14 protein-coding genes are annotated in these 24,025 nt (G+C 68.2%); 4 read left to right on the plus strand and 10 right to left on the minus strand.

Annotated elements, in window-relative coordinates; translation table 11 throughout:
* Positions 1-14: 14 nt before the first annotated feature.
* A complete protein-coding gene (locus tag C5F75_RS19295; protein WP_104012609.1) occupies positions 15-12,608 on the plus strand; it encodes a non-ribosomal peptide synthetase/type I polyketide synthase in 12,594 nt (4,197 codons plus the stop codon).
* A complete protein-coding gene (locus C5F75_RS19300) occupies positions 12,605-13,861 on the plus strand; it encodes an MFS transporter (RefSeq protein ID WP_104012610.1) in 1,257 nt (418 codons plus the stop codon). The genes C5F75_RS19295 and C5F75_RS19300 overlap by 4 nt, the downstream gene beginning before the upstream one ends.
* A 44-nt stretch (positions 13,862-13,905) precedes the next feature.
* Here the strand turns inward: C5F75_RS19300 and C5F75_RS19305 are convergent, their stop codons facing one another.
* The 4 genes from C5F75_RS19305 to C5F75_RS36405 all read right to left on the minus strand — a co-directional run bounded on the left by C5F75_RS19305 (position 13,906) and on the right by C5F75_RS36405 (position 16,589).
* Positions 13,906-14,568: a helix-turn-helix transcriptional regulator gene (locus tag C5F75_RS19305; protein ID WP_081059157.1), complete on the minus strand. Its 663-nt coding sequence runs from the start codon at positions 14,566-14,568 to the stop codon at positions 13,906-13,908.
* A gap of 261 nt (positions 14,569-14,829) precedes the next feature.
* On the minus strand, positions 14,830-15,582 hold the full coding sequence (locus C5F75_RS19310; protein WP_104012612.1) for a thioesterase II family protein: 753 nt from the start codon (positions 15,580-15,582) through the stop codon (positions 14,830-14,832).
* 146 nt (positions 15,583-15,728) lie between these two features.
* Positions 15,729-15,875 carry a hypothetical protein gene (locus C5F75_RS36820; protein ID WP_155634556.1) on the minus strand — a complete coding sequence of 49 codons (147 nt, stop codon included), beginning with the start codon at positions 15,873-15,875 and terminating at the stop codon, positions 15,729-15,731.
* Between the two features lie 354 nt (positions 15,876-16,229).
* On the minus strand, positions 16,230-16,589 hold the full coding sequence (locus tag C5F75_RS36405; protein WP_146075217.1) for a hypothetical protein: 360 nt from the start codon (positions 16,587-16,589) through the stop codon (positions 16,230-16,232).
* Here C5F75_RS36405 and C5F75_RS37655 point away from each other — a divergent pair.
* On the plus strand, positions 16,552-16,812 hold the full coding sequence (locus C5F75_RS37655) for a hypothetical protein (RefSeq protein WP_104012613.1): 261 nt from the start codon (positions 16,552-16,554) through the stop codon (positions 16,810-16,812). The genes C5F75_RS36405 and C5F75_RS37655 overlap by 38 nt on opposite strands.
* Before the next feature lie 63 nt (positions 16,813-16,875).
* Here the strand turns inward: C5F75_RS37655 and C5F75_RS19320 are convergent, their stop codons facing one another.
* The 3 genes from C5F75_RS19320 to C5F75_RS19330 all read right to left on the minus strand — a co-directional run bounded on the left by C5F75_RS19320 (position 16,876) and on the right by C5F75_RS19330 (position 19,398).
* The gene (locus C5F75_RS19320) at positions 16,876-17,637 is read right to left on the minus strand and encodes a response regulator transcription factor (RefSeq protein WP_104012614.1); all 762 of its coding nucleotides are present in this window, start codon (positions 17,635-17,637) and stop codon (positions 16,876-16,878) included.
* A gap of 277 nt (positions 17,638-17,914) precedes the next feature.
* Positions 17,915-18,898, minus strand: a complete 984-nt coding sequence (locus C5F75_RS19325; RefSeq protein ID WP_099317700.1) for a FecR family protein — start codon at positions 18,896-18,898, stop codon at positions 17,915-17,917.
* The gene (locus C5F75_RS19330) at positions 18,895-19,398 is read right to left on the minus strand and encodes a sigma-70 family RNA polymerase sigma factor (protein WP_099317930.1); all 504 of its coding nucleotides are present in this window, start codon (positions 19,396-19,398) and stop codon (positions 18,895-18,897) included. Before C5F75_RS19330 ends, C5F75_RS19325 begins: the two co-directional genes overlap by 4 nt.
* A gap of 505 nt (positions 19,399-19,903) precedes the next feature.
* Between C5F75_RS19330 and C5F75_RS19335 the strand changes: the two genes are divergently transcribed.
* Positions 19,904-22,186: a TonB-dependent siderophore receptor gene (locus C5F75_RS19335; protein ID WP_181035445.1), complete on the plus strand. Its 2,283-nt coding sequence runs from the start codon at positions 19,904-19,906 to the stop codon at positions 22,184-22,186.
* Between the two features lie 16 nt (positions 22,187-22,202).
* Here the strand turns inward: C5F75_RS19335 and C5F75_RS36825 are convergent, their stop codons facing one another.
* The 3 genes from C5F75_RS36825 to C5F75_RS36415 form a co-directional block, all read right to left on the minus strand.
* Positions 22,203-22,346 (minus strand): hypothetical protein, encoded by a 144-nt coding sequence (locus C5F75_RS36825; RefSeq protein WP_180278250.1) that lies wholly within the window; start codon positions 22,344-22,346, stop codon positions 22,203-22,205.
* A gap of 163 nt (positions 22,347-22,509) precedes the next feature.
* Entirely contained in the window at positions 22,510-23,157 is a 648-nt protein-coding gene (locus C5F75_RS36410) for a hypothetical protein (protein ID WP_124859842.1), read from the minus strand.
* Entirely contained in the window at positions 23,154-23,870 is a 717-nt protein-coding gene (locus C5F75_RS36415; RefSeq protein ID WP_146075218.1) for a hypothetical protein, read from the minus strand. Before C5F75_RS36415 ends, C5F75_RS36410 begins: the two co-directional genes overlap by 4 nt.
* Between the last annotated feature and the right edge of the window lie 155 nt (positions 23,871-24,025).

The raw sequence follows: 24,025 nt of genomic DNA on the forward strand, positions 1-24,025 counted from the left end.
TCCTGGAGCAATGCATGGATCTCGCAAGTCCGGCGGAAACGTCCGTCCAGTCCATCGCCGCCGGCCCGACCGGCATGTCCGCGGCTCAGCAGAGCCTGTGGTTCCTGAATCAGTTCGAACGTGGCGGGGTGACCTACAACGTCCCGTTCTCGTTGCGCCTGTCCGGCCGTGTCGACCCCGATGCGCTCGCGCGCGCGCTCGACGTCGTGCAGCGGCGGCATCCCGCGCTGCGCTGCCGGTTTCCGAGCCGCGGCGGCCAGCCGGTCGTGCAGATCGTCGACGCGCCGGCCGCACTGACGCGCGTCGACTTCTCGAGCCTGCCTGATCCGGCGGCGAGCGTGGCGGAACTCGAGAGCGAGCAGGCACGAGCACCGTTCGACCTCGAGCGCGATGCTCCGTTGCGCGCGACGCTCGCGCGGGTGGCCGACGACGACTACCGTCTCGTCGCGACCGTGCATCACATCGTGTTCGATGGCCGTTCGCTGCAGCTGTTCCTCGATGAACTCGCGCGGGCGTATGCCGAACTCGCACACGGCCGCGAACCGGACGCCGCGCCGCTCGACGACGGCCTGCATGCCGATGCGAACGCCGCATCCGCGGATCTCGCCGCCGGCCTCGCGTATTGGGAGGCCCGGCTGTCGGGCGCGCCTGCCGTGCTGCCGCTGCCGCTCGATCATCCGCGGCCGGCCGCGCGGCGCTTCAACGGGCGCCGGATCGAATTCGATGTGCCGCTCGATGTGGCCAACGGGCTCAAGGAGGTCGCGCGGGCGCGCGGCCTGTCGATGTACATGGTCGGGCTCGCGGCGTTCGCGGTGCTGCTTCGCCGCTATACGCACGAGGGCGACATCGTGATCGGATCGCCGATTTCGAATCGCTATGCGCTCGAGCGCGACGACGTGATCGGCTATTTCGTGAACACACTGCCCAACCGTGTCGACGTATCGGGCACGCCGACTTTTTCCGACGTGCTCGAACGCGTGCGTGCGACGGTGCTGGACACGCTCGAGCACGCATATGTACCGTTCGAGAAGATCGTCGAAGCCGTCCAGCCGCCGCGTTCGTTGGCTCATGCGCCGATATTCCAGGTGCTGTTCGATTTCGCGGCCGAAGGGTTCGAGGTGGACTTCGGCGCCGGAATCGAAGCGCGGATGCATACGCTGGACTCCTGCACCGCGAAGTACGATCTCAGCCTCACGCTGGCACTCGCCGGCGACGGCATGCGTGCAGCGTTCGAGTACGACTGCGACCTGCTCGGCGGCGCGCTCGTCGAGCAGATGACCGACAGCCTCGTGCGCATCCTGCGTTGCCTGGTGACCGACCCCGACGCGCGGATCGACGCGGCGCCGCTGCTGTCGCGCGAGGCCGCGGCCGCGATGCTGGCGCTCGCGAACGACGGCGCGCGAGACCCGGGCCGCCCATTCGTGCCGTTTCACCGCGCGTTCGAGCAGGCGGCGCAGCGCGACGGCGGTGCGCTGGCGCTGGTATACGGCGAGCGGCGCGCCACCTACGCGGACGTCGACGCGCGAGCGACGGCGCTGGCCGCGCAATTGCGGGCGTCGGGCGTGCGGCGCGGCGATCGCGTCGTCGTGTTGCGGCGCTATGGTCCGGACGTGGTCGTCGCGCTGCTCGCGATCCACAAGGCCGGCGCCGTGTTCGTGCCGGTGTCGCCCGACGACGCGAGACGCGATGCACTGATCGCCGACGTGGCGCCGGCGGCGATCGTCGTCGAACATCCGCGCGATGGCGCAGGGTTCGATTGCACCGCGATCGCGATGGAAGCGCTTGTGTGCGAGCCGGGCGCACCGCTCGCGGGCTTCGATCCCGATGGAGCGATGACGACCGCCGACGACATCGCCTATGTGATTTTCACGTCGGGCTCCACCGGTCGCCCAAAAGGCGTCGAGGTTTCGCACGGGAGCTGGATGTCGCTGTTTCATGCATTCGAGGCAGCTTACGGCCGCACGCAGCCGGGTGTGACGGCCGTGTTGCAGATGGCGAACCATACGTTCGACGTGTTCATGAGCGACGTGATTCGCGGCCTCGGCGGGGGAGGGCGGCTGATCATGTGCCCAAGGGAGAGCCTGACCGATGCGCAGGCGCTGCATGCGCTGATCGAGCGCGAGCGTGCGACCGTGATGGAATTCGTGCCGGCCGTCGTGCGCCAGATGATCGAATATCTCGAACGCAGCGGCAAGCGCCTGGACGGGGTGCAGGCGGTCACGTGCGGTGCGGACGTCTGGTTCGTCCACGAGTACCGCAAGCTGCGCGCGCTGTGCGCGCCGGATACCCGCGTGCTCAGCGTGTATGGCGTGACGGAAGCCACGTGCGAAAGCGCGACCTTCGAACCGCGCGACGCGTGGTACGAGTCCGAACGCAGCATGCCGATCGGCACGCCGTTGCCGAACACGTCGATGTACGTGGTCGACGACGCACTGAATCTCGTTCCGCTCGGCGTGCCCGGTGAACTGCTGATCGGCGGCGGCGCCGTCGCGTCGGGTTACCTGAATCGGCCGGAGCTGACCCGCGAACGTTTCCCGGTCGGCGGGTTCGATGCCGACGGGCGCTTCGTGTCCGATCCGGGCGGCCGCCGCTTCTACCGCACCGGCGATCTTTGCCGGCATCTTGCGGACGGCACGATCGAGTTCATCGGCCGGCTCGACAACCAGGTCAAGGTTCGCGGCTTCCGGATCGAGCTCGGCGAGATCGAAAGCGTGCTCGCGGAGCATCCGGGCGTGCGCGAATGCGCGGTCGTGGCGCGCGGGGCGCCGGGCGGCGAGCTCGAACTGGTCGGTTATGCCGATGCGGGGGCAACCCGGGAAGCGTTGTTCGAGCATCTGCGCGCGCGGCTGCCCGAGCACATGGTGCCGCGTGCGCTGGTCCTGTTGCCGGCGCTGCCGCTGTCGCCGAACGGCAAGATCGACCGCAAGCGCTTGCCCGATCCGGACTGGGATGCGCTCGCGCATGCGTACGTCGCGCCGCGAAACCCGCTCGAGGCGCGGCTTGCGCAGGACTGGGAGGCGCTGCTGCGCACGACGCGCATCGGCGTGCACGACAATTTCTTCGAGCGAGGCGGCCATTCGCTGCTCGTCACGCAGGCGCTGACGCGCGTCCACGATGCGTTCGGCGTGAAATTGAAGGTGGCCGACGTGTTCGAGCGGCCCACGATCGAGCAGCTTGCCGAGCGCGTGATGGAGCACATGATGTCGGCTGCCCGGGAAGGCGTGGCCGCTCGCGCGGATGCGCCGATTCCGCGCGCGGACGGCCACGAGCGCCGGCGCCTGTCGTTCGCGCAGCGGCGTATGTGGTTCGCCCGGCAGGCGGAGCCGGGCGCGGCGTACAACATGCCGGAAGTGTTTCGTGTGCGCGGCCGCCTGGATCGAGACGCGCTCGAAGCGGCGCTGAACCGCGTGGTCGGGCGCCACGAGGTGCTGCGAACGCGCTTCACCGCGGACGTGCAGGCGTGGGTGGACGATGCCGGCCATCCGCGCCGCGAGCCGCTTGCGCAGATCGACGCCCCGGCGCCGGTGCCGTTCGTCGTCGAGCCGATCGAGCCGGGGTGCGTGAACGAGCGACTCGCGCGCGAAGCGGCGCGTCCGTTCGAGCTGGACCGCGAGTGGCCGATCCGCGCATTGCTGCTGCACGTCTCGCCGGACGAACACGTGCTGTGCATCGTGCTGCATCACATCGCGTACGACGGCTGGTCGAGCGGACTGTTGCGCCGCGAGCTGGCGCAAGCCTATCGGGCGTGCGCCGCAGGCGAGGCGCTCGTGTCGAGCGAGCCCGCGTTGCAGTATCAGGACTACGCGGCGTGGCAGCGCGCACGGACGGCGACGAGCGGTTTTGCGGAATCCGTCGCCGCATGGCGGGAGCGCCTGAGCGATCTGCCGTCCGCGCTGCCGCTGCCGGAGCGGACCGACGCGCCGGGCGCCGGCGCACCGGGCGCCGATTACGTCGATTTCGCGTTGCCCGCATCGTGCGCACCGCAGCTGAAGCGGCTGTGCGAGCGGCTGAACTGCACGCCGACGATGGTGATGCACGCGGCGCTCGCGGTCCTGCTGCATCGCTACACCGGGCAGGACGATATCGTGATCGGCATCCCGTTCGCGGGACGAGATCATCCGGATGCCGAAGCGTTGATGGGGTTCTTCGTCAATCTGTTGCCGGTACGGTTGCAGTTGGACGCGCCGATGCGACTCGCGGACGTTATCGCAGCAAGTCGGCGCATGCTGCTCGAGGCCGACGCCGGACAGTCGGTGCCGCTCGATCATCTCGTCGAAACGCTGAATCCGGCTCGCGCGCCGGGTCGGCACCCGTTCTTCCAGATCGGGCTGGTGGTGCAGAGTGCGGCGCCCGACGCGCTCGACCTGGCGGGGCTGGCGGTGGACGAGCTCGCGGTCGCGCCCGCCGACGTCAAGCTCGACCTGATGGTCGAAGTGCGCGCATTCGACGGCGCATCGCTCGGCGGCAGCTTCAAGTACCGTACGTCACGCTACGCGCGCGCATTTGTGGGCGGGCTCGCGCGCCATTTCGGCGAATTGCTGCGCAATCTGCTGGCCGATGCCGGCCAGACCGTGTCGGACGTGATGATGCTGCCGGCCGACGAATACGCGGCATTGACGGACGCGTGCCGTGGGACGCGGCGCGATTTCGGCGCGACGGGTGACGTGATCGCGCAACTGGAAGCGCACGCGGCGGCGACGCCGGACGCGATTGCGCTGGAGTTCGACGCACGGCGCTGGACCTACGCGCAGCTCGACCAACTCGCGAACCGGATCGCCGGCGCGCTGCGCGCGCACGGCGCGACGCCCGGCACGCATGTCGGGCTGTTCACCGGACGCCATCCCTATCTCGTTGCAGGCATGCTCGGCGCGCTGAAGGCGCGCTGCGCGTTCGTGCCGCTGAATCCCGACGACACGGTCGACGGAGGTCTCGGCTACACGGTGGCCGACGCCGGCGTGCGGCTGGTCGTCGCCCAGCGCGACCTCGCGTCGCGCTGCGCCGCGCTCGGCGTGACGACACTGATCGCCGACGATATCGACGACGACCGCGCGCCGGCCGTGCGCGCGCCGGGTCTCGTGCACGCGCCGACCGATCTCGCGTACGTGCTTTACACGTCGGGCTCGACCGGACGTCCGAAAGGCGTGATGGTGACGCGGCGCAACCTGCTCAATACCGCGCACGCATTCGCAGCGTCCGTCGGGCTGCATCCGGGCGCGCGCCAGCTGCAGTATTTTTCGCCCGTCTTCGACGGCGTGTGCGGCGAAGTGTTTCCGGTGCTCGTGTCGGGCGCGACGCTCGTGTTCGCGCCCGCCGCCCGGCTGCTGCCGGGGCCCGAGCTGCTCGGGCTGCTGCGCGCCGAGCGGATCACGCATCTGCAGATCACGCCGACCGCGCTACGCCTGCTGCCGTACGCCGAGTTGCCGGAGCTTGCGACGATCGTGGCCGCGGGCGAGGCCTGTCCGGCGAACATCGCGCGGGAGTGGGCGCAAGGCCGGCGCTTCATCAATGGTTATGGGCCGACCGAGACGACGATCTACGCATCGGCGACCGACTATTGGGATGCCCGCGGCGCGCTGGTGTTGCGACCGCTGGCGAACGTGACGTTCGAGGTGCTCGATCGCTACGGCCATCCGTTGCCGTGCGGCGTGCCCGGTGAGCTGTACATCGGCGGCGAGGGCGTGGCGGCCGGCTACCTGAACCTCGACGAGGAGACCGCGCGCCGCTTCGTGCCGGATCCGCGTTCAAGCGAGCCCGGCGCGCGCCGCTACCGGACCGGCGACTACGTGATCCGCCAGCCGGACGGCAGCCTGACGTACGTCGGACGCGCGGACGCGCAGGTCAAGATCCGCGGCTTCCGGGTCGAACCGGGCGAGGTGGAGGCGCGCCTGAACGCGCTGCCGGGGATCACGCAGGGCGTCGTGCTCGCGCCGTTCGATGCGAACGGGCATCGGATCCTGGTCGGCTACTACGTGGGCGAACCCGCGGAAGGCGAGGTGCGCACGCGGCTTGCGCAGCAATTGCCGGCCCATCTTGTTCCGGAGCGCCTCGTGAGGCTGCCCGATCTGCCGCGCGCGCGTACCGGCAAGGTGGACCGCAACGCGCTCGCCGCCCAGGCGGCCGGGCCGGTCGCGCCTGTCGCGCCCGTCGCGCCCGTCGCGGACGCACCGGCCGGCGATGCTTCGGCGCCACCGGCAGCAACTGCTCCGGTGCAGGGCGAACGTGTGCCGACCGGCGGCCGCCGGCTCCTCGCGCACGTGAAAGCGATCTGGCAAGCCGTGCTCGAACGCGACGACGTCGAGCCCGACAGCAATTTCTTCGATCTCGGCGGGCATTCGCTGCGGATCGTCGAGATGCGCAAGCGCCTCGAGGACGCGTTTGCGACTCGGATCGCGATTGCCGACCTGTTCGAGCATCCGACGTTGCGCGCACTGGTCGCGCACCTGGAGCGCAACCGCGTGAGCGTGGCCGAAGCCGAGGCCGACGATGCGCCGGCGCAGGCTCCGGCCGCGGCCGATGCGCCGGCCGCCGTGCCGCCGGCAAGCGATCGCGCGATCGCGGTGATCGGGATGGCGGGCCGCTTCTGCGGCGCTCCCGATCTGCAGGCCTTCTGGGACAACCTGCTCGACGGCGTCGAGTCGACGCTGCACTTCAGCGACGAACTGCTCGCCGAACACGGCGTCGATGCGCAGACGCGCGCGCAGCCGGACTTCGTCGGGCTCGGCAACCGGCTCGAGGACGTGGACGGCTTCGACGCCGAGTTCTTCGGCTACTCCGCTCGCGAAGCGGCGCTGATGGACCCGCAGCAGCGACTGTTTCTCGAGTGTGCGTGGGAGGCTGCCGAGGCGGCCGGCTATGGTGCCGCGCGCGGCGCCCGGGTGGGCGTGTTCGCGAGCGCCGGCACGAGCCACTATCTGCTCGACAACGTCTATCCGCGCAGACGCGAACTGAAGCTCGAGAACATCCAGTGGCTGCTCGGCAACGGCCGCGACTTCCTCGCCACCCGCGTCGCGTACAAGCTGGGCCTGGCCGGCCCGGCCGTGACCGTCGAGACCGCCTGCTCGTCCTCGCTCGTGGCAGTGCATGCCGCTTGCGCGAGCCTGCGCGCGGGCGACTGCGAGATGGCGCTCGTCGGCGGCGTGTCGCTCGAGGCAGAGTATTACGGTTATCGACCCATGCCGGACAGCATCATCTCGACGGACGGCCGGTGCCGGCCGTTCGACGCCGATGCGTCCGGCACGACGGGCGGCAGCGGCTGCGCGGTCGTCATGCTCAAGCCGCTCGCGAAGGCGCTGGAGGACGGCGATCACGTGCATGCGGTGATCCGGGGCTCGGCGATCAACAACGACGGCGCCGGCAAGGTGAGCTACACCGCGCCGAGCGTCGCCGGGCAGGCCGGCGTCATCGCGGCCGCGCTGCGGGATACCGACGTGCCGGCCGACACGGTCGGGTACGTGGAAGCGCACGGTACCGGCACGCGGCTTGGCGATCCGGTCGAATTCCGCGCGCTCACGCAGGCCTATGCCCCGAACGGCGCATGGCCGGCCGGCCGCCGGTGCGCGCTCGGCTCGCTTAAGGCGAACCTCGGGCATCTCGATGCGGCGGCAGGGATCGTCGGCTTCGTGAAGGCCGTTCTCGCCGTCGAGCACGGCGAGGTGCCGCCGATGCCATATTTTACGAAACCGAATCCCGAGATCGATCTCGAGGGCAGCCCGTTTCATATCAACACCGAGCGGTACACGTGGCCCGATGCACCCTGGCCACGTCGCGCGGGCGTCAGCTCGTTCGGGATCGGCGGCACCAATGCGCACGTGATCGTCGAGGCGCCGCCGCCGCGGCCGTTGCCGTCGCCCGACGCACCCGATGCTGGCGTGCAGGTTCTGCCGCTGTCGGCCCGCACGCCGGCCGCGCTTCGACGCATGCGTCGCCGCCTGGCCGCGCACCTGCGCGCGTCGTCCGCGCGGCTGTCAGACGTCGCGTTCTCGCTCGGCGCGGGCCGTGCGCGATTGCCGGTGCGCGACACGATCGTGTGCGCGACGCGCGAGGCCGCATGCACGGCGCTGGACGCGCCGTGGGATGCGCCGGCGGGTGAGCCGCGAGAGAATCGCCCGGTCGTGTTCATGTTCCCCGGTCAGGGGGCGCAGCATATCGGGATGCTGAAGGGGCTCTATGAACGCGAACCGGCGTTCCGCGACGCGCTGGACGAATGCGCGGCGCTGCTGCGCACACAGCACGGGCTCGACATCCTCGCGGCCATGTACCCGGACCCCGGCAGGGAGACCGATGCGTCCGCCGGGCTGCGCGAGACGGGTATCGCGCAACCGGCGCTGTTCGCCGTCGACTATTCGTGCGCGATGCTGCTGCGCGCACGCGGTGTCGAGCCGGACGCGCTGATCGGCCACAGTCTCGGCGAGCTGGTGGCCGCGTGCGTCGGCGGCTACTACACGCTGGCGGATGCGCTCGCAATCGTCGCGACGCGCGGACGCCTCATGCAGGCCGCCGATCGCGGCGCGATGCTTGCCGTCGCGCTGGACGAGCACGCATGCGCGCGCTGGCTCGACGCGGACGTGGAGCTGGCGGCCGTCAACGGTCGCAACCAGTGCGTGCTGGCCGGCGGGACCGAGGCGATCGAGCGGCTGCGGCAAGCGCTTGCCGAGGCAGGCGTGCAGAGCCAGCCGCTTGCGACGTCGCACGCATTTCATTCGCACCGGATGGCGGCGGCCGCGCAGGCGCTCGAGGCCATCGTCGCCCGGATTCCGGTGCAGGCGAGCACGGTGCCCGTCATATCGAACCGCACCGGCGCCTGGTTGTCGCTCGACGCCTCCAACCACGCCGGCTATTGGGCATCGCACCTGCGCGACACGGTGCGTTTCGCCGACGGGATCGCGACGTTGCACGACGCGTTCGATGCGCCGCTGCTCGTCGAAGTAGGCCCGGGGCGGACGCTGCGCACCGCGCTGGAGGCGGACGGCCGGGCATACGATGTGCTCGGCTGCGGCCGTCATCCGCGCGATCGTTCGGATGACGTGTCGACCTTCGCGCATGCGATCGCCACATTGTGGCGGCTGGGTGCACGCGTCGACTGGCGCCGCGCGTGCGGCAGCAACGCCGCGCGGCGCGTGCCGCTGCCGGCTTATCCGTTCGCGCGCGCACGACACTGGATCGACGCGCCGGTCGAGCGAAGCGGGCCGCCTGCGCTTTACCGTCACTGGCGGCGTGTTGCCGGCGGGCGGCGCACGTACGAGCTTGCATTGCCGCCGTCGTGGTGGGTCGTCGACGAGCATCGCGTGTTCGACGGCAAGCCGGTGCTGCCCGGCACCGGCTGTCTCGAGCTCGTGCGAGGCGCATTCGAGCGGATGGGACACGGGCCGCGGATTGCATTGAGCGACGTCTATTTCCCGGCGCCGCTCGTGCTCGACGACGCGCACGGCGCACGTATCGTGCGCGTGAGCTTCGGCGGCGCGGACGGCGGTGTTCAGGACTTCGCAGTCACTTCCGCCGCCGCGGACGATGCGGCGGCGTGGACCGTGCACGCGCAAGGCACGATCGCCGATGCCGACCAGATGCCGGCTCCGCCGGCCCGGTTCGAGCACGTGCTCGCGCAGCGTGCGGACACGCTCGCGAGTCCCGCCGCGCGCGCCGCGCTCGACGACCGGCTCGCGCTGTTCGGCCCGCGCTGGCATTGTTTCCGCGCGTTGTGGCTCGCCGACGACGAAGGGGTCGCGCAGCTCGAGCTCGATCCCGCGTTCGCGGCCGACCTGGAGAATACCCCGCTGCATCCGGCGTTGCTCGACATGGCCACCGGTTTCCTGTCGACGCTGGAAAACCGCGGCGCGCGGCTGCCGTTCCACTATCGCAGGCTGTCGCTCCATGCACCGTTGACCGCGCGGCTGTTCAGCCATGCGCGCCGCGTGCGCGAGAACGTCTTCGATGTGACGCTGTTCGCGCTCGACGAGGCGGGAGGCGTCGGGCCCGCGCTCGTCGAGGTGGAGGGCTTCACGCTGCGCGACGAGCGTGCGCCCGCGGCGGCGGCCGACCGCTCGTCGCCGGCCGCATGGTGCTCGCGCCCCGCATGGCGGCCCGCACTGCCGCCGCGCGGCGATGCGTTGCCCGATGCGGCCTGGACGATCGTCGCACGCGGCAAGTCGATGCGCGACGCGATCGCGACGCATGCACCGCACGGCAGCATCCTGGTCGACGAGGATGCGCGCGGCACGCACGCGCCCGAGGCCGGCGACGGTTACGGCCATGCGCGCGCGTTCGAACGGAATTCCCGGCCGGCGCAGATCCTGTATTGCGTCGGCGCCGACGATCGCCGTTCGGCGGTGGAGCGCTTCGACGATCTGATGCGCCTGTTGCAGACGTTCGGCCCGCAAGCCGCATCCGGCACGGTTCTGACGCTCGTCACCACGGGCGCCTGCGCCGTGCGTGCCGGCGAACGGCCGAGCGGCGTGCAAGCCGCGCTGGTCGGCGCACTGCGTGCAGCGAGCCGGGAGTTCGCGCATCTGCGCTGTCGCCACGTCGATCTTCCGGCCGAGCCGGGCGATGCCGATCATGCGGCGCTGCGCGGGCTGCTTGCGCGCGCCGACGCCGGCTCGCCGGCGCCGCTCGTGCCGACGCTCGCGCTGCGCGACGGCACGTTCCACGAGCCGGGCTTCCGGGCGCTGCCCGACGTGGACGCGACGCCTGTGCTGGTCGACGGTGGCGCGTACGTGATCACGGGCGGCCTGGGCGGCATGGGGTTGACGTTTGCCGAGCATATCGCGCGCCGAGTCGCCGCGCCGCGCCTGTTCCTGGTATCGCGCACGGTCGATGCGTCGCGGCCGGACGTCGCGGCGGCGACTGCCGCGCTGCGTGCGCTCGGCGCCGACGTGACGCTCGTGCAGGCCGACTGCGGCGAACCTCGCGCGTGGGCCGCGGCGCTGGCGGATATCGCCGCACGCTGCGGCCGCATCGACGGAGCGATCCACGCGGCGGGGATCGAGGCCAGCGGGCCTGTCCAGCTCGGCGAGCCGGCAGCATGGGCGCGCGTGCTGGCGCCGAAGACGCTCGGCACGGACGCGTTGCTCGATGCGCTGCGCGCGCACCGGCCGGATTTCGTGCTGCTGTGTTCGTCGCTGGCGGCGCTCGTCGGCGGTCTCGGCCAGGCCGACTACGCGGCGGCGAACGCGTATCTCGACGCGGTCGCGCATGCGGCGCGCCACGACGGGCTGCCGGTCGTCTCGATCAACTGGGATGCCTGGGCCGAGGTCGGCATGCGGGTCGCATACGATCGTGCTCATCCGAACCAGACGCCGATCGACGCGGCCCACGGTCTGCTGAACGACGAGGGCTGCCGCGTGTTCGACATCGCGCTCGCGCACGATGGCGCGCAAATCGCGGTGAGCAAGGCCGAGGACGTCGAGGTGTGGCTGCGCCGCCTCGCGGGCGGCACCGATGCGCGCGGCGAGCGCGGCGGCGCGCATGCGGCGCCGCCCGTCGACGAGCGGATCGCACCGCGCAACGACGTCGAGCGCGAGCTGGCGCAACTCTGGCGCGAGCTGCTGGGCGGCGAACTGCCCGGCGTGACCGACAATTTCTTCACGCTGGGCGGGCACTCGTTGCTCGGCGCGCAGCTGATATCGCGCGTGCGGGAGCGCTTTGCGAATTGCCTGACGCTTGCCGAGTTTCTGGACGAGCCTACGATCGAACGGATGGCGCGGTCGCTCGGCGCGCCGGACGCGGCCGATACGACCCGCGGCGAGGATGACGCGCACGTGCGCTACTGCCTCGTGCCCGTGCAGCGTACGGGTGCCGGGACGCCGTTCTTCTGCGTACCGGGCATGGGCGGCAACGTTACCCAGGTGCTGCCGCTCGCACGCGCGATGGGCGCGGCGCGGCCGTTCTACGGTCTGCAGTGCCTCGGGCTCGACGGCAAGGCCGAACCGCACGATAGCGTCGAGGCGATGGCCGAGCACTACGTGCGCTGCATCCGCACCGTTCAGCCTCACGGGCCGTATCTGCTGGGCGGCCATTCGCTCGGCGGCAAGGTCGCGCTCGAGATGGCGCGACGGCTCGACGCCGAAGGGGAGCCCCCCGGCCTGATCGCGTTGTTCGACTCCGCTGCGCCGCCGTACCTGCGCATGACGACGCCGACCGATGCCCAGGTAGTCGGTTCGCTGCTGGGCATTTTCGGACGCTACTCGGGCAAGCCAGTCGACGTGACGCGCGATATGCTGGCGCGTCTCGAAGCCGCATCGCACGAAGAACGCCTGCGCTTCCTGAAGACGCAGCTCCAGGCTCACGGGCTGATCGACGCGCGCGCCGACGACGGCAGCATCGGCGGCATCTTCAACGTCTATCGCGCGGCCGCGGCGTTCGGAATGGCTTACGACCCGCCGAAGCAACCGTCGGACTGGTCGTTCGTGCTGTTCCGGGCGGTCGATTCGATGCCGTCGGGCATCAATCTGCCGGAGATCCGGCAGACGCCCGCGTGGGGGTGGGAGGCATTCAGTCGCGCACCGGTCGAATGCATTGACGTGCCGGGCGATCACTTCACGTGCCTGTCCGACGTGCACGCCCATGCGATCGCGCTGCCGCTGGCCGATCGCCTGCAGGCGTTCGAGCGATGAGCGCGCAACCGCACGTCAACGGCGCGCCGCCTGCCGGGCACGGCGGCACGCGCGCGGTGCGCGTGGTGCTCGCGATCCTCGCGCTCGACGTTCTCGGCACGGGGCTGGCGATGCCGGTGCTGCCGACGCTCGTCGCGGGGCTCGCGGGCCTGTCGCCCGCGCGCGTTTCGCTCGTGCTGGGCGCGGCGATCGCGTCCTACTCGGCAATGCAGTTCCTGTGCGCACCGATGCTGGGCGCGCTCAGCGACCGGTACGGACGCCGCCCGGTGCTGCTGGCCGCGCTCGTCGGCATCGCGGCGAGCCACTGGACCGTCGCGTTCGGTGGCGGTCTGGCGTCGCTGCTGATCGGCCGCGCGCTCGGCGGTGCCGCCGCCGCGAACGTGTCGACCGTGATGGCGTATCTGGCCGATGTCAGCGACGGCGAGCGCCGCACGCATCTGTACGGCAGCGCGGGCGGGGTCATCGCGGTCGGACTCGTGGCTGGCCCGGTCGCTGGCGGCTGGCTCGCGTCGTTCGACCCGTACCTGCCGTTCGCGATCGCCGGCGCGCTGGCCGCGCTGAATGCGGCGTACGTCGCATCGTGGCTGCCGGAAAGCCTGCCTGCCGCGCACCGGCGAACGTTCGACTGGCGCCGTGCGCAGCCTTTGGGCAGCCTGCGCGCGCTGTTCGGCAACCAAACGCTGCGTCCGTACCTGCTGGCGTTACTGCTGACCTGGGCCGCATACGGCGTGTTCCAGAGCTGCTTCGTGCTCGCGAACCAGGCGCGTTACGGATGGAGCGTGATCGATGCGTCGCGGGCGCTCGCCGCGCTCGCTGTCGGGATGGCCCTGTCGCAACGCTATCTCGTGCGGCGGTTGACCGCGCGCGTCGACAACCGAGCGATCCTCGCACTGGGTTACGGCTGTTGTGCGGTCGCGTATCTGTGCTATTTCGCTGCTTCGTCTCCATGGCTCACGTACGCGGGGATGATGGCCCAGGCACTGGGACTCGTGGCCGACCCCGCGCTGCGCGCCGAGTTGTCGCGCCATGCGTCCGGCCGGCATCAAGGCGAACTGCAGGGCGGTCTCGCGTCGCTCGTCAGTCTGGTCGGGGCGATCGCGCCGCTCCTCGGGTCGGCCGCGCTCGCCGCGGCCGCGCGCACGGGCGGCCGCGCGGCCGCGGCGGGATGGCCGTTCGCGCTGGGCGTGGCGTCGTACGCGTGCGCGCTTGCCATCGTGGCGCGTGCGCCGGCGGGGCGCGCCGCTGCTCGCTGAGCGGGCCATGCCGCGCGGCGCATGTCGCGCGGCATGGTACGGCCTCAGATCAGGCCGAGTACCATCGCCTTCACGACCGCTTGCAGCGTATTGGTCGCATTCATCTTGAGCATCGCGTTTTTCAGGTGGAAATAGACGGTGCGTGTCGTGAGCCCGACGATAGACGCGACTTCGCCGGCTGTCTTGCCGAGCGCGGTCCACCGCAGCAGTTCCCGTTCGCGGTCCGTAAGACTGCACACGTCGCCCGTTTTCGGCGTCGGCGCCGACAGCGCGATGAACTTCGCATGGATCGCGCCGGCGAGCCACGCGATGTACGGGGCATTCGTCGCCTTTTCCTCGACTCTTACAGGTGTGATTTCTCGTCCGACCGAAAACAGGGCGGGTAAATCGGCACCGATCCAGCTGCACTGGGTAAGAACGAAGCGTGCGCCGTCGCTCCATTCTGCCAGGCCTTTGGTTCGGAGTGCGGCATAGACGGGACTGCCACCCGGAAGGAAATCCGCATCCTTGTAATACTTGATCCAGCTTTCGTATTGCCCGCGGTCGGAAAAGAATTCCGAGTCGTTGCCGGAGCATGTGGATTTGACTTCGAAAAGCCAGTTGGAAAAGCCGATCCTCGATACAGCGCGCGAGGCTGTATCGGCAAGATCGGACATGGTCTTCGCATTCTCTATGCCCAAGTAAATTTCATGCCATTGAGTCGTCATGGTTCGATACCCGATGAAATTTGAATAAATTCGGCCCGTGTTACTGAAGGTGTGTCTCCCGCTGACCGATAGCGCTTGCTTATTCATCGTTATGGACTTTCAACTCATACTGATCGTGTCGATCGAGGTCGTTCTCCTTTTCAATCCCGATGTCGGCATGCAATGCCGCAAATGCCGGCAGGTGCGACCGGTGCGCGGCACCGGGCGTACACTGGCCGGCAGATTTCCCCGCGGCATGCTGGTGCCGATTTGACGGGACTGCTACGTAGGGTCGGTCAGCGCGGCGACGACGCGGTTCCGAATCTCCTGTTCCCACGCCTGGAGAAAGAAGTGCCCGCCGTCGAACCGGTGCAGCGCGAATGGCCCCCCGCTGTAGCGGGCCCACTCGGCCAATGCATCGCTCGCGACATGGGGATCGCGCAGACCACCGAACACCGTCAGCCCGCACGGCAACACGAATGGCGTATCCACCCGGTACCCGTCGGCGAGTGCGAGATCGGCACGCAGCGACGTCAGGAAGTGCCCTAGCCATTCGGGCTCCGACAGCAAGGCAGCCGGCGTTCCGCCCATCGCTTTCAGCCACTCGATCAGTTCCGGATCGGATAGCCGATGGGCCGGCGGCCCGCTTGGCGCCACGTGCGGCGCGCGGTGTGCGGCGCTGAATGCGTGCGAAGGGGTGGGAAGGCCGCGCCGAACGAGTTCCCTTGTCCATTCGATGCTGACGACGCTGCCCAAGCTGTAGCCGAACGTGCCAAACGGCTTGTCGAGCAGGCCGGCCGCCGCCGTCGCAAGCGCGGTGCACATTGTGTCGAGCGACGTGAGCGCCGCTTCCGCAAAGCGGGTTTGGCGCCCCGGTGGTTCGATGGCGACGACTTCGAGCCAGTCTGGCAGGTCAAACGCCCAGCTCCGGTACAGCAGCGATCCGCCGCCGGCATACGGGAAGCAGAACAGCCGGTGCGTTGCCCGGGGACGCGGGCGATGCAGGACGAACCAGGGTGTGTGATTGATGAGCATGCGGATTCGGAGTGGAAATCACGGCGCAGCGCAGGCGGACAGCGTGTGTAGAGGGCACGGGACGCGCATTTCGAGAGGAAGCGGAATCGCCCCATTCCGACGTGAGCGTGACGTCCGGATGGCGAGTGAGCCGTTGCGAGGACGCATCAGATCCCGCAGGCAAGCACCACGGCCTGATCGGCGGGCGGCGCGTCGTGATGGAGGCGGAACCTGTCGATCGCACCGAGACTGTGAAGAAACGTGCGTCGGAAGAGGTCGGCATTCGTTTCGAGTCGATGTTTCGTGTCGGTCATGTTCGTATCGTTCTGTCGTCCATAACTTGATTCATGCAGCGATAAGCGACTCGCGCAACGACGGCAAACGTTTGCGCTTGCGAGCGTATGCGGAGAACGGCGAGTTCGTCGGGTTAACGAACACAGGACGAAAATATATAAGGTGAATCACGCCGGAATCCTCAAAAAATCTCATGGAAGGCATCAAGTGCTGTCGTAATCGCGGCGGAATTCCTGGTCATCCGAATATCGATGGACCACCGATGTCCGGATTATGTGGATGAAAATCGCTTAAAAAGCACCAAATATGCACAAAAAATTGAAAAATTTTTAGATATGCGGCTAACTGAATTGATATGGATAGTTGGATTTTTGCTAAGAGACGATTTCAAAAACACTCATCGAGAATGTTGACTTTCGTGGTGAGCTGTCAAGCGAGTCGCCGGGCGACTGCGCGGCGAGGGGCCGCGGACGCGCCATGCCTTTCCGCCCACAAGGGCCGACGATACGGTTGTCCGGTCCGAGCGAAGTGGAAAACACGCTGAACCAGCGCGCGGGCGTGTCCTTCGAGGGCGATCTGCCGAAATGCGCGCCGGCCGGCACGGCAACCGCGCCGGGCTCGACATGCGGCGGGCTGCGAATCAACGCGTAGCGGATCACGCCGGACGGCACGCTGAGCTTCGCCGACGAACCCGCGATGGTCGATGAGTCGGGGCGGCCGGTCTGGAGGTTCATCCGCTGTCGGGTGAAGCCCGGCCAGACCGTCGCGTTTTCGGCCGGTCCGTTTTCGCCGCCTACGGACAACCGGCTCGCGCCCCGCGTCGGCTATGTGTGCGCGATAGACCAAGGCATCGCGTTCTTCGCTGCGCTGCGCTGCGCTGCGCTGCGCTGCGCTGCGCGGCGCGTCGCGGACCGGTCGCGCCTGCGGGCAGCGGCCGCCGCCACCGGTTCGCGGTGACGGCGGGCGGCCGGACACGATGCGCGACGAACCTGCCGCCGCGCACGCGTTCGACAGCCTACCTCACGCGGCCGGGTGCGGGCCGGCTGCTGTCGGCGTCGCGAATTCCGGCTCATGCGCGTCGCTGCACGACCCGACTTCGAGCTTGTAGCCAAAGCCATACACGGTGCGCAGCGCGACGTCGTTCGCAATGCCGAGCGAGAGCTTCTTGCGCAGCTTGTAGATGTGTTGCTCGATCGTCCGGTCCGCGCAGTCGCGGTAGTTGCCCCAGATCGATTTTGCGACCTGGCCGCGATTGAAGCAGGTGCCGGGGTTCGAGAAGAACAGCCAGGCCATCGCGAACTCGCGCGACGTCAGCGCGATCGCGCCGCCGTGCAGCTTGACCGTGCCCGTATCGCGATCGAGCGCATACGGACCGACCGACAAGCGGGCCGGGGCCGAGGCGGCGCGGGCCTGCCCGCGCCGGGCGAGCGTCGCGCGTACGTACAGCTCGTTGGGATCGAACGGCAGCGTCAACACGTCGGCCGCGCCGAGGTCGTACCAGAGGAACATCTCGGCGGGCCCGTCGAACGAGCCGACCACCACGACCGGCGCGCGGCTGTCCGCGTGGCACGCGCGCCACGACAGCACCGGATTGTGGGTAGCACTGACGCAGCGCGCGTCGAACACGATCAGGTCGTACGGCCGGTGGCGCAATGCGCGCAGCATCGTCAGCTCGTCGGCGAACCGGTCGCCGCGGCGCTCGCCGCAGTGCGCGCCGCGCCCGAGGCTGTCCGCGATGCGGTCGGCCAGACGCAGGTCGCGGGTCAGGAGGGCATAGTCCAAAGTGACCTCTTCAAATCGAAACGGAATATCGGCGTCCGCGCCCGTCGTCGCGCGGCGGCGCCCGGCAGTTCGCCGGGACGGGCCGTGCCTGCACGCACGGGACGGTTTTGCCGTTCGCCTGCGGTGTCGCGACTTCGCGGTGTTTCAGATTGCTTGTGCGACGAGTGACGAAAAGTGACGTGCCTTCCGCAAAAAATTTTTGCTGTCTGGCGTTGGATGGGTTACCACGGGCAATCGGGCGATCACCCGGGCAATCGCGCCGCGCTCCCGGTGCGCGTCAGGCTTGCGACGCGAGCGAAACGAGCACAACGCATCCCGCATAGCGCCGGACCTCCAGCGGTAGCGTCGCGGCGAGCGCGGCGAGGGTGCGCGGCGGATCGTCGAGTCGGAACACGCCGGTGACGGGCAGCGCGGCGGCGGCGTCGGTCACGCGGATCACGCCGGGGTAGTACGGACGCAGCCGCGCAATCACCGCGCCGAGCGGCTCGGTGTGTATGACCAGCTGGCCGCCGGTCCATGCGGCTTCGTCCGTCGCGTTGGCGGCGAGTGGCTCGATGAGGTCGGCGCCGGCGCGCGCGGTGAGTCCGGGCCGCAGCGACAGCGTCGCGCCACCCGGCACCGCGATTCCGACCGGCGCATCGAGCGCGGCGACGTGCAGCCACGGGCCGTCCACGCGAACCGCGAACCTGCCGGCGCGCGCGCGCACCATGCGCTCGGCATGCCGGACCACGAACGGGCGCGTGTTCGCCGCCGCGCGCACGAGCAGCGCGCCCGCGCGCAATCGCACGCCGCGCTCGTCCGCCCGGTAGTCGAGGTCGACCGCGCTGCGCGCGGCGAGCATCAGCGACGAGCCGTCGGCAAGCGTCGCGGTGCGCTGCTCGCCGGTGTTCGTCTGCAGGTCGGCCGACCACTCGGCGATGGGGGAGAAGCGATCGGCGAGCGCGCCCGCGCCGGCGACGAGCGCGCCGAACGACAGCACGCCGCGCACGACGCGCCGGCGTGCGGGTACGGCCAGTAGCGCATCGCCGAGCGCGCTCGGCGCGAGGCCGTGCGTTGCCGGCGGCGTCAGCGCGCCGAGCGATGCGTCGAGCCGCGCGACCGCGCGCGCGTGTGCGGGATCGGCGCGCAGCCACGCGTCGAAGCGCGCGCGGTCGCGCCCGGTCGCATCGCCCGAGCGCAGCAGCACCATCCAGCGGATCGCATCGTCGAGTACGCGCGGGTCGATCGCGTCGACCACTTTCGGTTGATCGGCCAGATTCACTGCAAAGACGCGAGATAGCACGCGCGCAGCGCCTGCGCGAGATAGTCGCGCACGGTGCGCTTCGATACGCCGAGCCGGTCGGCGATTTCGGCATGCGTGAGCCCGTGGAACTGGCTGTAGATGAACGCGTTGCGCGCCTTCGCGGACAGCCCGGCCAGCATCCGGTCGATCGCATGCAGCGTTTCGACGACAAGCGCGCGCTCCTCCTCGGACGGCGCGACGCTTTCCGGGCGTGCGGCGAGCACGGCGAGGTACGCGCGCTCGAGGTCGCGGCGGCGCCAGAAGTCGTAGACGAGGCGGTGGGCGATTGTCGTCAGCAACGCGCGCGGCTCCCGCACGGACGATGCGCCGGCTTGCGCGATCAGTTGCACGAACGTTTCGGAAGCGATGTCTTCAGCCGTAAACGCACAGCCGAGCTTGTAGCGCAGACGGCCAAGCAGCCAAGGGTAGTCGTTGCGGAAGATTGCTTCGACGGGTGGGACAGCGGCAAGCGTCGTCATGCTGAATTCCATGTTGCATCGAACGGTTGGAGCGGCCAGGAGCGCCTTGCACGCAGGCTAGCAAAGAATATACGAGCACTCAACCTCGATGCCGGTGCGCATTTTTACCCGCGATTCGCGCAAGACGAATTCGCTGCGGTGTGGCGACGTTGCCGTGACGGTCGCGCGGCGGCCGCATCGCTGCGCGTGTCGGGTTATCGGCCGGCCCGTACAGCCCGTCCACGGGCGTATCGCGTCGAGCGGGAGCGTCCCCCAGGCGTGCGTGCCCGAGGGCCGGAGCCTGCGTGTCGCAGGCTGCGAATCCGACACGGTTTCGCAATCGCTCTGCGGTGCACCGCCGCTGTTCTTCGTGATGCTACACATCCTATTGCCGTGAATGCATGCCGGCCACCGCTTTTTTTGACGTTCACGCGGACCCTGTATGCTCGCGCTCCGACCTGACAGAGAAGTAAGCATGTTTAGTGTGTTTAGTCGATTCGAAATAAACGACGTCGTCGGACGAGCGATGCTGGCGGGCGTCTGGTGGGGCGCGGCGACGGCCGCCGCCTGCGCCGACGAGGGCGTCGTCACCTTTCACGTACCGGGCGGCGCGCTCGATGCCGTGTTGCTCGAGGTTGCGCGGCAGGCGCACGTCGTGCTGTCGTTCGACAGCGCACTGACGGCCGGCCGCTGGGCCGGGCCGGTCGATGGCACGATGACCGCGCGCGACGCGCTCGCCTGCGCGCTGGCGGGCACGCCGCTCGAACCGGCCAGCGTCGCGGGCGGCACGTGGACGCTGCAGCGCACCCGTACACCGGATGCCGGCGCGGCGACCATCATGTTGCCGCCCATTCGCATGCGCGCTCGGGTTGGCACGGACGGCGGCTTCGCCGAGACGCGCTCGTCGGCCGCGGCTCGGCTCGACCTGCCGCTCGTCGACACGCCGCAGTCGGTCGGCGTCGTGAGCCATGCCGTGCTGACGAGCCAGCAGGCGGAATCGGTCGCGGACGCGATCGCGAACGTCAGCGGCGCGACGTCGGTGTTCGACGAAAACAACGCGAACTACGGCATCGGGATACGCGGCTATACCGCGCAGGCGCTGCTCGTCGACGGGAGCGTCGTCGAATCCGCCGATTACCCGCCGCTCGCGGGCATCGAACGCATCGAGGTCGTCAAGGGCCCGGCGACGGCGCTCGTCGGAGGTGCGCCAAACGGCGGCATCGTCAACCTGGTCACGAAGCGGCCGCAGTTCGCGCGCCATGCGACGCTGCAGACGACGCTGTCGTCGCGCGGGCGGCGCGAGAGCATGCTCGACATGAGTGACGTGTCGAGCGACGCGCAGGTCGGCTACCGGTTCGTAGCGAGCGGCAACCTGAACGGACGCAGCTATGGCGGCTACGATGGGCAGCGCGGCTTTTTCGTCGCGCCGTCGGTGCGCTACCGGGACGCCGACACCGATGTGACGCTGCGTCTCGAGCATTACCGGCAGCGCATGCCGGTCCTGCCGTATTCGGTCGGCGGCGACGACGGCAATCCGTTACCGCAAACGTCGCTCGAGCCCGCCGGCGCGCGCGACGACCACATGGGCACCGATTCGCTGCGCGCGTCGCTGAACGCCGAGCGTGCGTTCGGCGACGGCGGGCAGGCGCGCGTGCGCGCGATCTGGCTGAAATACGAAACCGTGTCGCATTGGCACGTGCCCTACGCGCTGCTGGACGGCTCCGGCGACATCGCACTCTACGGCCTGCATTCTGTCGAGCGGCGGCATGAATCGGATGTGGCGGTGGAACTGCTGCGCACGTTCCGCGCGGGCGGTGTGTCCGGCACCATGCTCGCGGGCGTCGAGCACTGGCGGCTGTCGTCGACGGCCGACATCGCACCGTACGCGTCCGCCGTCCAGAACCTGTATGCGCCGCATCCGCTGCCGTCGATTCCGTCCGGTCCGCTCGCGCGCGAATCCGATTCGGCGATGCGGCAATTGAGCGGTTACGTGCAGCTCCAGGCGCTGATCGCCGATCGGGTGACGCTGCTCGCATCGCTGCGGCACACGAACGCGCTGCTGGACAAATCGCTAAGCTCGCCGTTGGTGCGCAATTCGGTTTGGTCGCCGAGCGTCGCCGCCAGCTATGCGATCACGCCGTCGGTCAGCATCTATGCAAACTGGATGCGCGGTTTTCGGCCGTCGCTCGACACCGTGTCGTGGGACGGCAAGACCCTGCAGGCCACCCGCACCGAGCAGATCGAGACCGGCATCAAGTTCACGCTCTTCGGCGATGCGCTGACCGCGACCGCCGCCGCGTACCAGCTGCGCGACGATGGCAAGATCATCGGCGATCCGACGCATCCGGGCTTTTACGCACGCGTGCCGGGCGAGCACAACCGCGGCGTCGAGTTCGACTTGGCCGGGAAGGTTCTGACGGGACTGGACGTGATTGGCTCGCTGACGGTGTCCGATTCGGGCGTGGCGGTCGACCCGCGTGGTACGCAGGTCCGGGCGCCGGGCACGCCGGCGCGCGCCGGCAGTCTGTGGATGACCTACGCGCTGCAGGCGCCGGCGTGGCGCGGCTGGGGCGTCGGCAGCGGCGTGTTTTTCCGCTCGCAGCGGGCGACAGGCGCACCCGGCTACGTCGTGCCCGGCGATGCGCGCGTCGATGCGATGGTGTTCTACCGCGCGCAGAGGTGGGCCGTGCAGCTTGGCGTGAAGAACGTGTTCGACCGGAAGCTTTACGGCGCCGCGCTTTACCCGAACTTCATCCCCGTGCTGCCCGGGCGCACGTTCTTGCTGACGACGACGTTCTCGCCGGGCTGAATATCTTGCGCCGCGCTCACGGCTGCGTGCCGTACACGCGTTCGATTGGCCGGTAGCCGAGGCCTTCGAGCGCGAAGCCGGGCTCGGCGTCGGCCGTGCCGGTGACGATCATCCGCGCGCCGCGCAGCTTCAGCGCGGAATAATCAGGATGACTAGACAATATCGAGCCCGGTCAGGAGGCGCCAAAGTGCCCGAAAAGAGCGAATTTCGGGCCGCCGTGATGACCTGTCTTGGGTGTTAACGAAAAACCGGCTCTCCTTCCGGGAATTGAAGCCGTTCCTCGGTTGAGGCTTGGCGTATCACGGACGACCCTTGCAACAAAGTCAGTGAATCCAGACCATGCCGTACGCGGAATTGGAACCATTGACCGCCTGGTTCGCCGTCCAGTTTCCGTATCTGGCCGATCCATTCCAGGAATACACATGCCCCCACGCGAAATGCCCATCCCCAATTTCGTCGATCGTGCATCGCTTGCTTGTGATTTGATACGCCCCTTGAAACACGCCTTGCTTCCAGCGACGCACGACAACCTCGACGAACGTGGCATATTTCCCCGCCGGAACCTGTTGACTCCAGCCAGTCGATTCCGTATTAGTCACGGTGCGCCCATACGAGGCGTCAACGTGAAGCAGATTCAAGATGCCTCCCACGATCGGAATACTTTCCGGATTCAAACTGGCACTGCCGCTGACGGTGTATCCATTGGAACGGGTTTTCGTCCATGTATACGTACACGGGGCAGCTACATTGCGGACGCCATTGCACAGGAAGGTATCACCTCTCCATATCCAGTCTTGCCACGTATTGGTTGCTTGCTGAATAGGAATCGACCAGGACGAGCTGTTTCCCACCAGATTTGCCTGGTTGGTTTGGCTATCGAGCAGGCACGTCGTCCCGGCAACGGCATGGCCGACCTGAAACAGGCAAACGACGCCCGCAATCGCGGAATTGAAAAGCGATTTCGACTTCACTTGTTACCCCCATCATTGGTTTGAAAAATATTCGCGACGTTGTTTTGTGTCGCATCGATGCCTGAAACCTTCTGGTCGGGGCCTCCGTTGGTATTTCCGCCGCCGGTGTTGAATATCGGGGTGATCAGATAGCCGTCGCCGTTCGGGCCTCGTTGAATTCGGACTGCGTCGCCGGCAACCGCGGTTCCCGGGCCGACAATTTGTTCTACGGCGGAATTGACGGTCGCGCCCCCGGGCTTTCCGCTACCGGCGGAATCGATGACTATCTCTTTGCCATTTCCCAGGCCGTCGACAATTTCCTTCATTACGCCCGGATTTGCAGTCTGGTCGCTGGAAACGACCAGAACATCGTAGTCACCGGCCGTTCCCGGCGGGAGTTTCTCAGACAGTGCCGACGCAACGAACCCCGTCCCCGATCCCAGATTTCGGACTTTCTGTTGAGGCATCGACCCGCTGGCTACGAGTACCGTGTTGCCCGGAGGCGGAGGCGGAGGCGTAGAGTGCAGATTTTGCGCGACATTTTGCTGATTCAAGCTTTGATCTGTTGAGTTCTGAGCCGGCTTTGACGGCAAGGCGTCGCCGCCGGAGCATCCCTGCAAAATAGAAGAAACAAGCAGAATCAAACCTGAAATATATGTGGTATTTAACATTCGATCCTCAAAAAATGTCATGGCCGATGGTTCGGTAATTTGCTTCGTCTGGAATTGATGCATATGAAATGCAAAATGTCATGTCTTTTTATGTTGGACGATTTGGATAGGTCTTGGTAAAGTATCCGCCATTCGGATTCGTGGCATGCGATTTTTAAATGATAAATATTTAAGGAGCGTGACTTCGCTCGGAGGTAATGCGATATCGAACAAAATCG

Origin of the sequence: Burkholderia anthinoferrum (assembly GCF_002925705.1) — a bacterium.
Lineage (GTDB): Bacteria > Pseudomonadota > Gammaproteobacteria > Burkholderiales > Burkholderiaceae > Burkholderia > Burkholderia semiarida.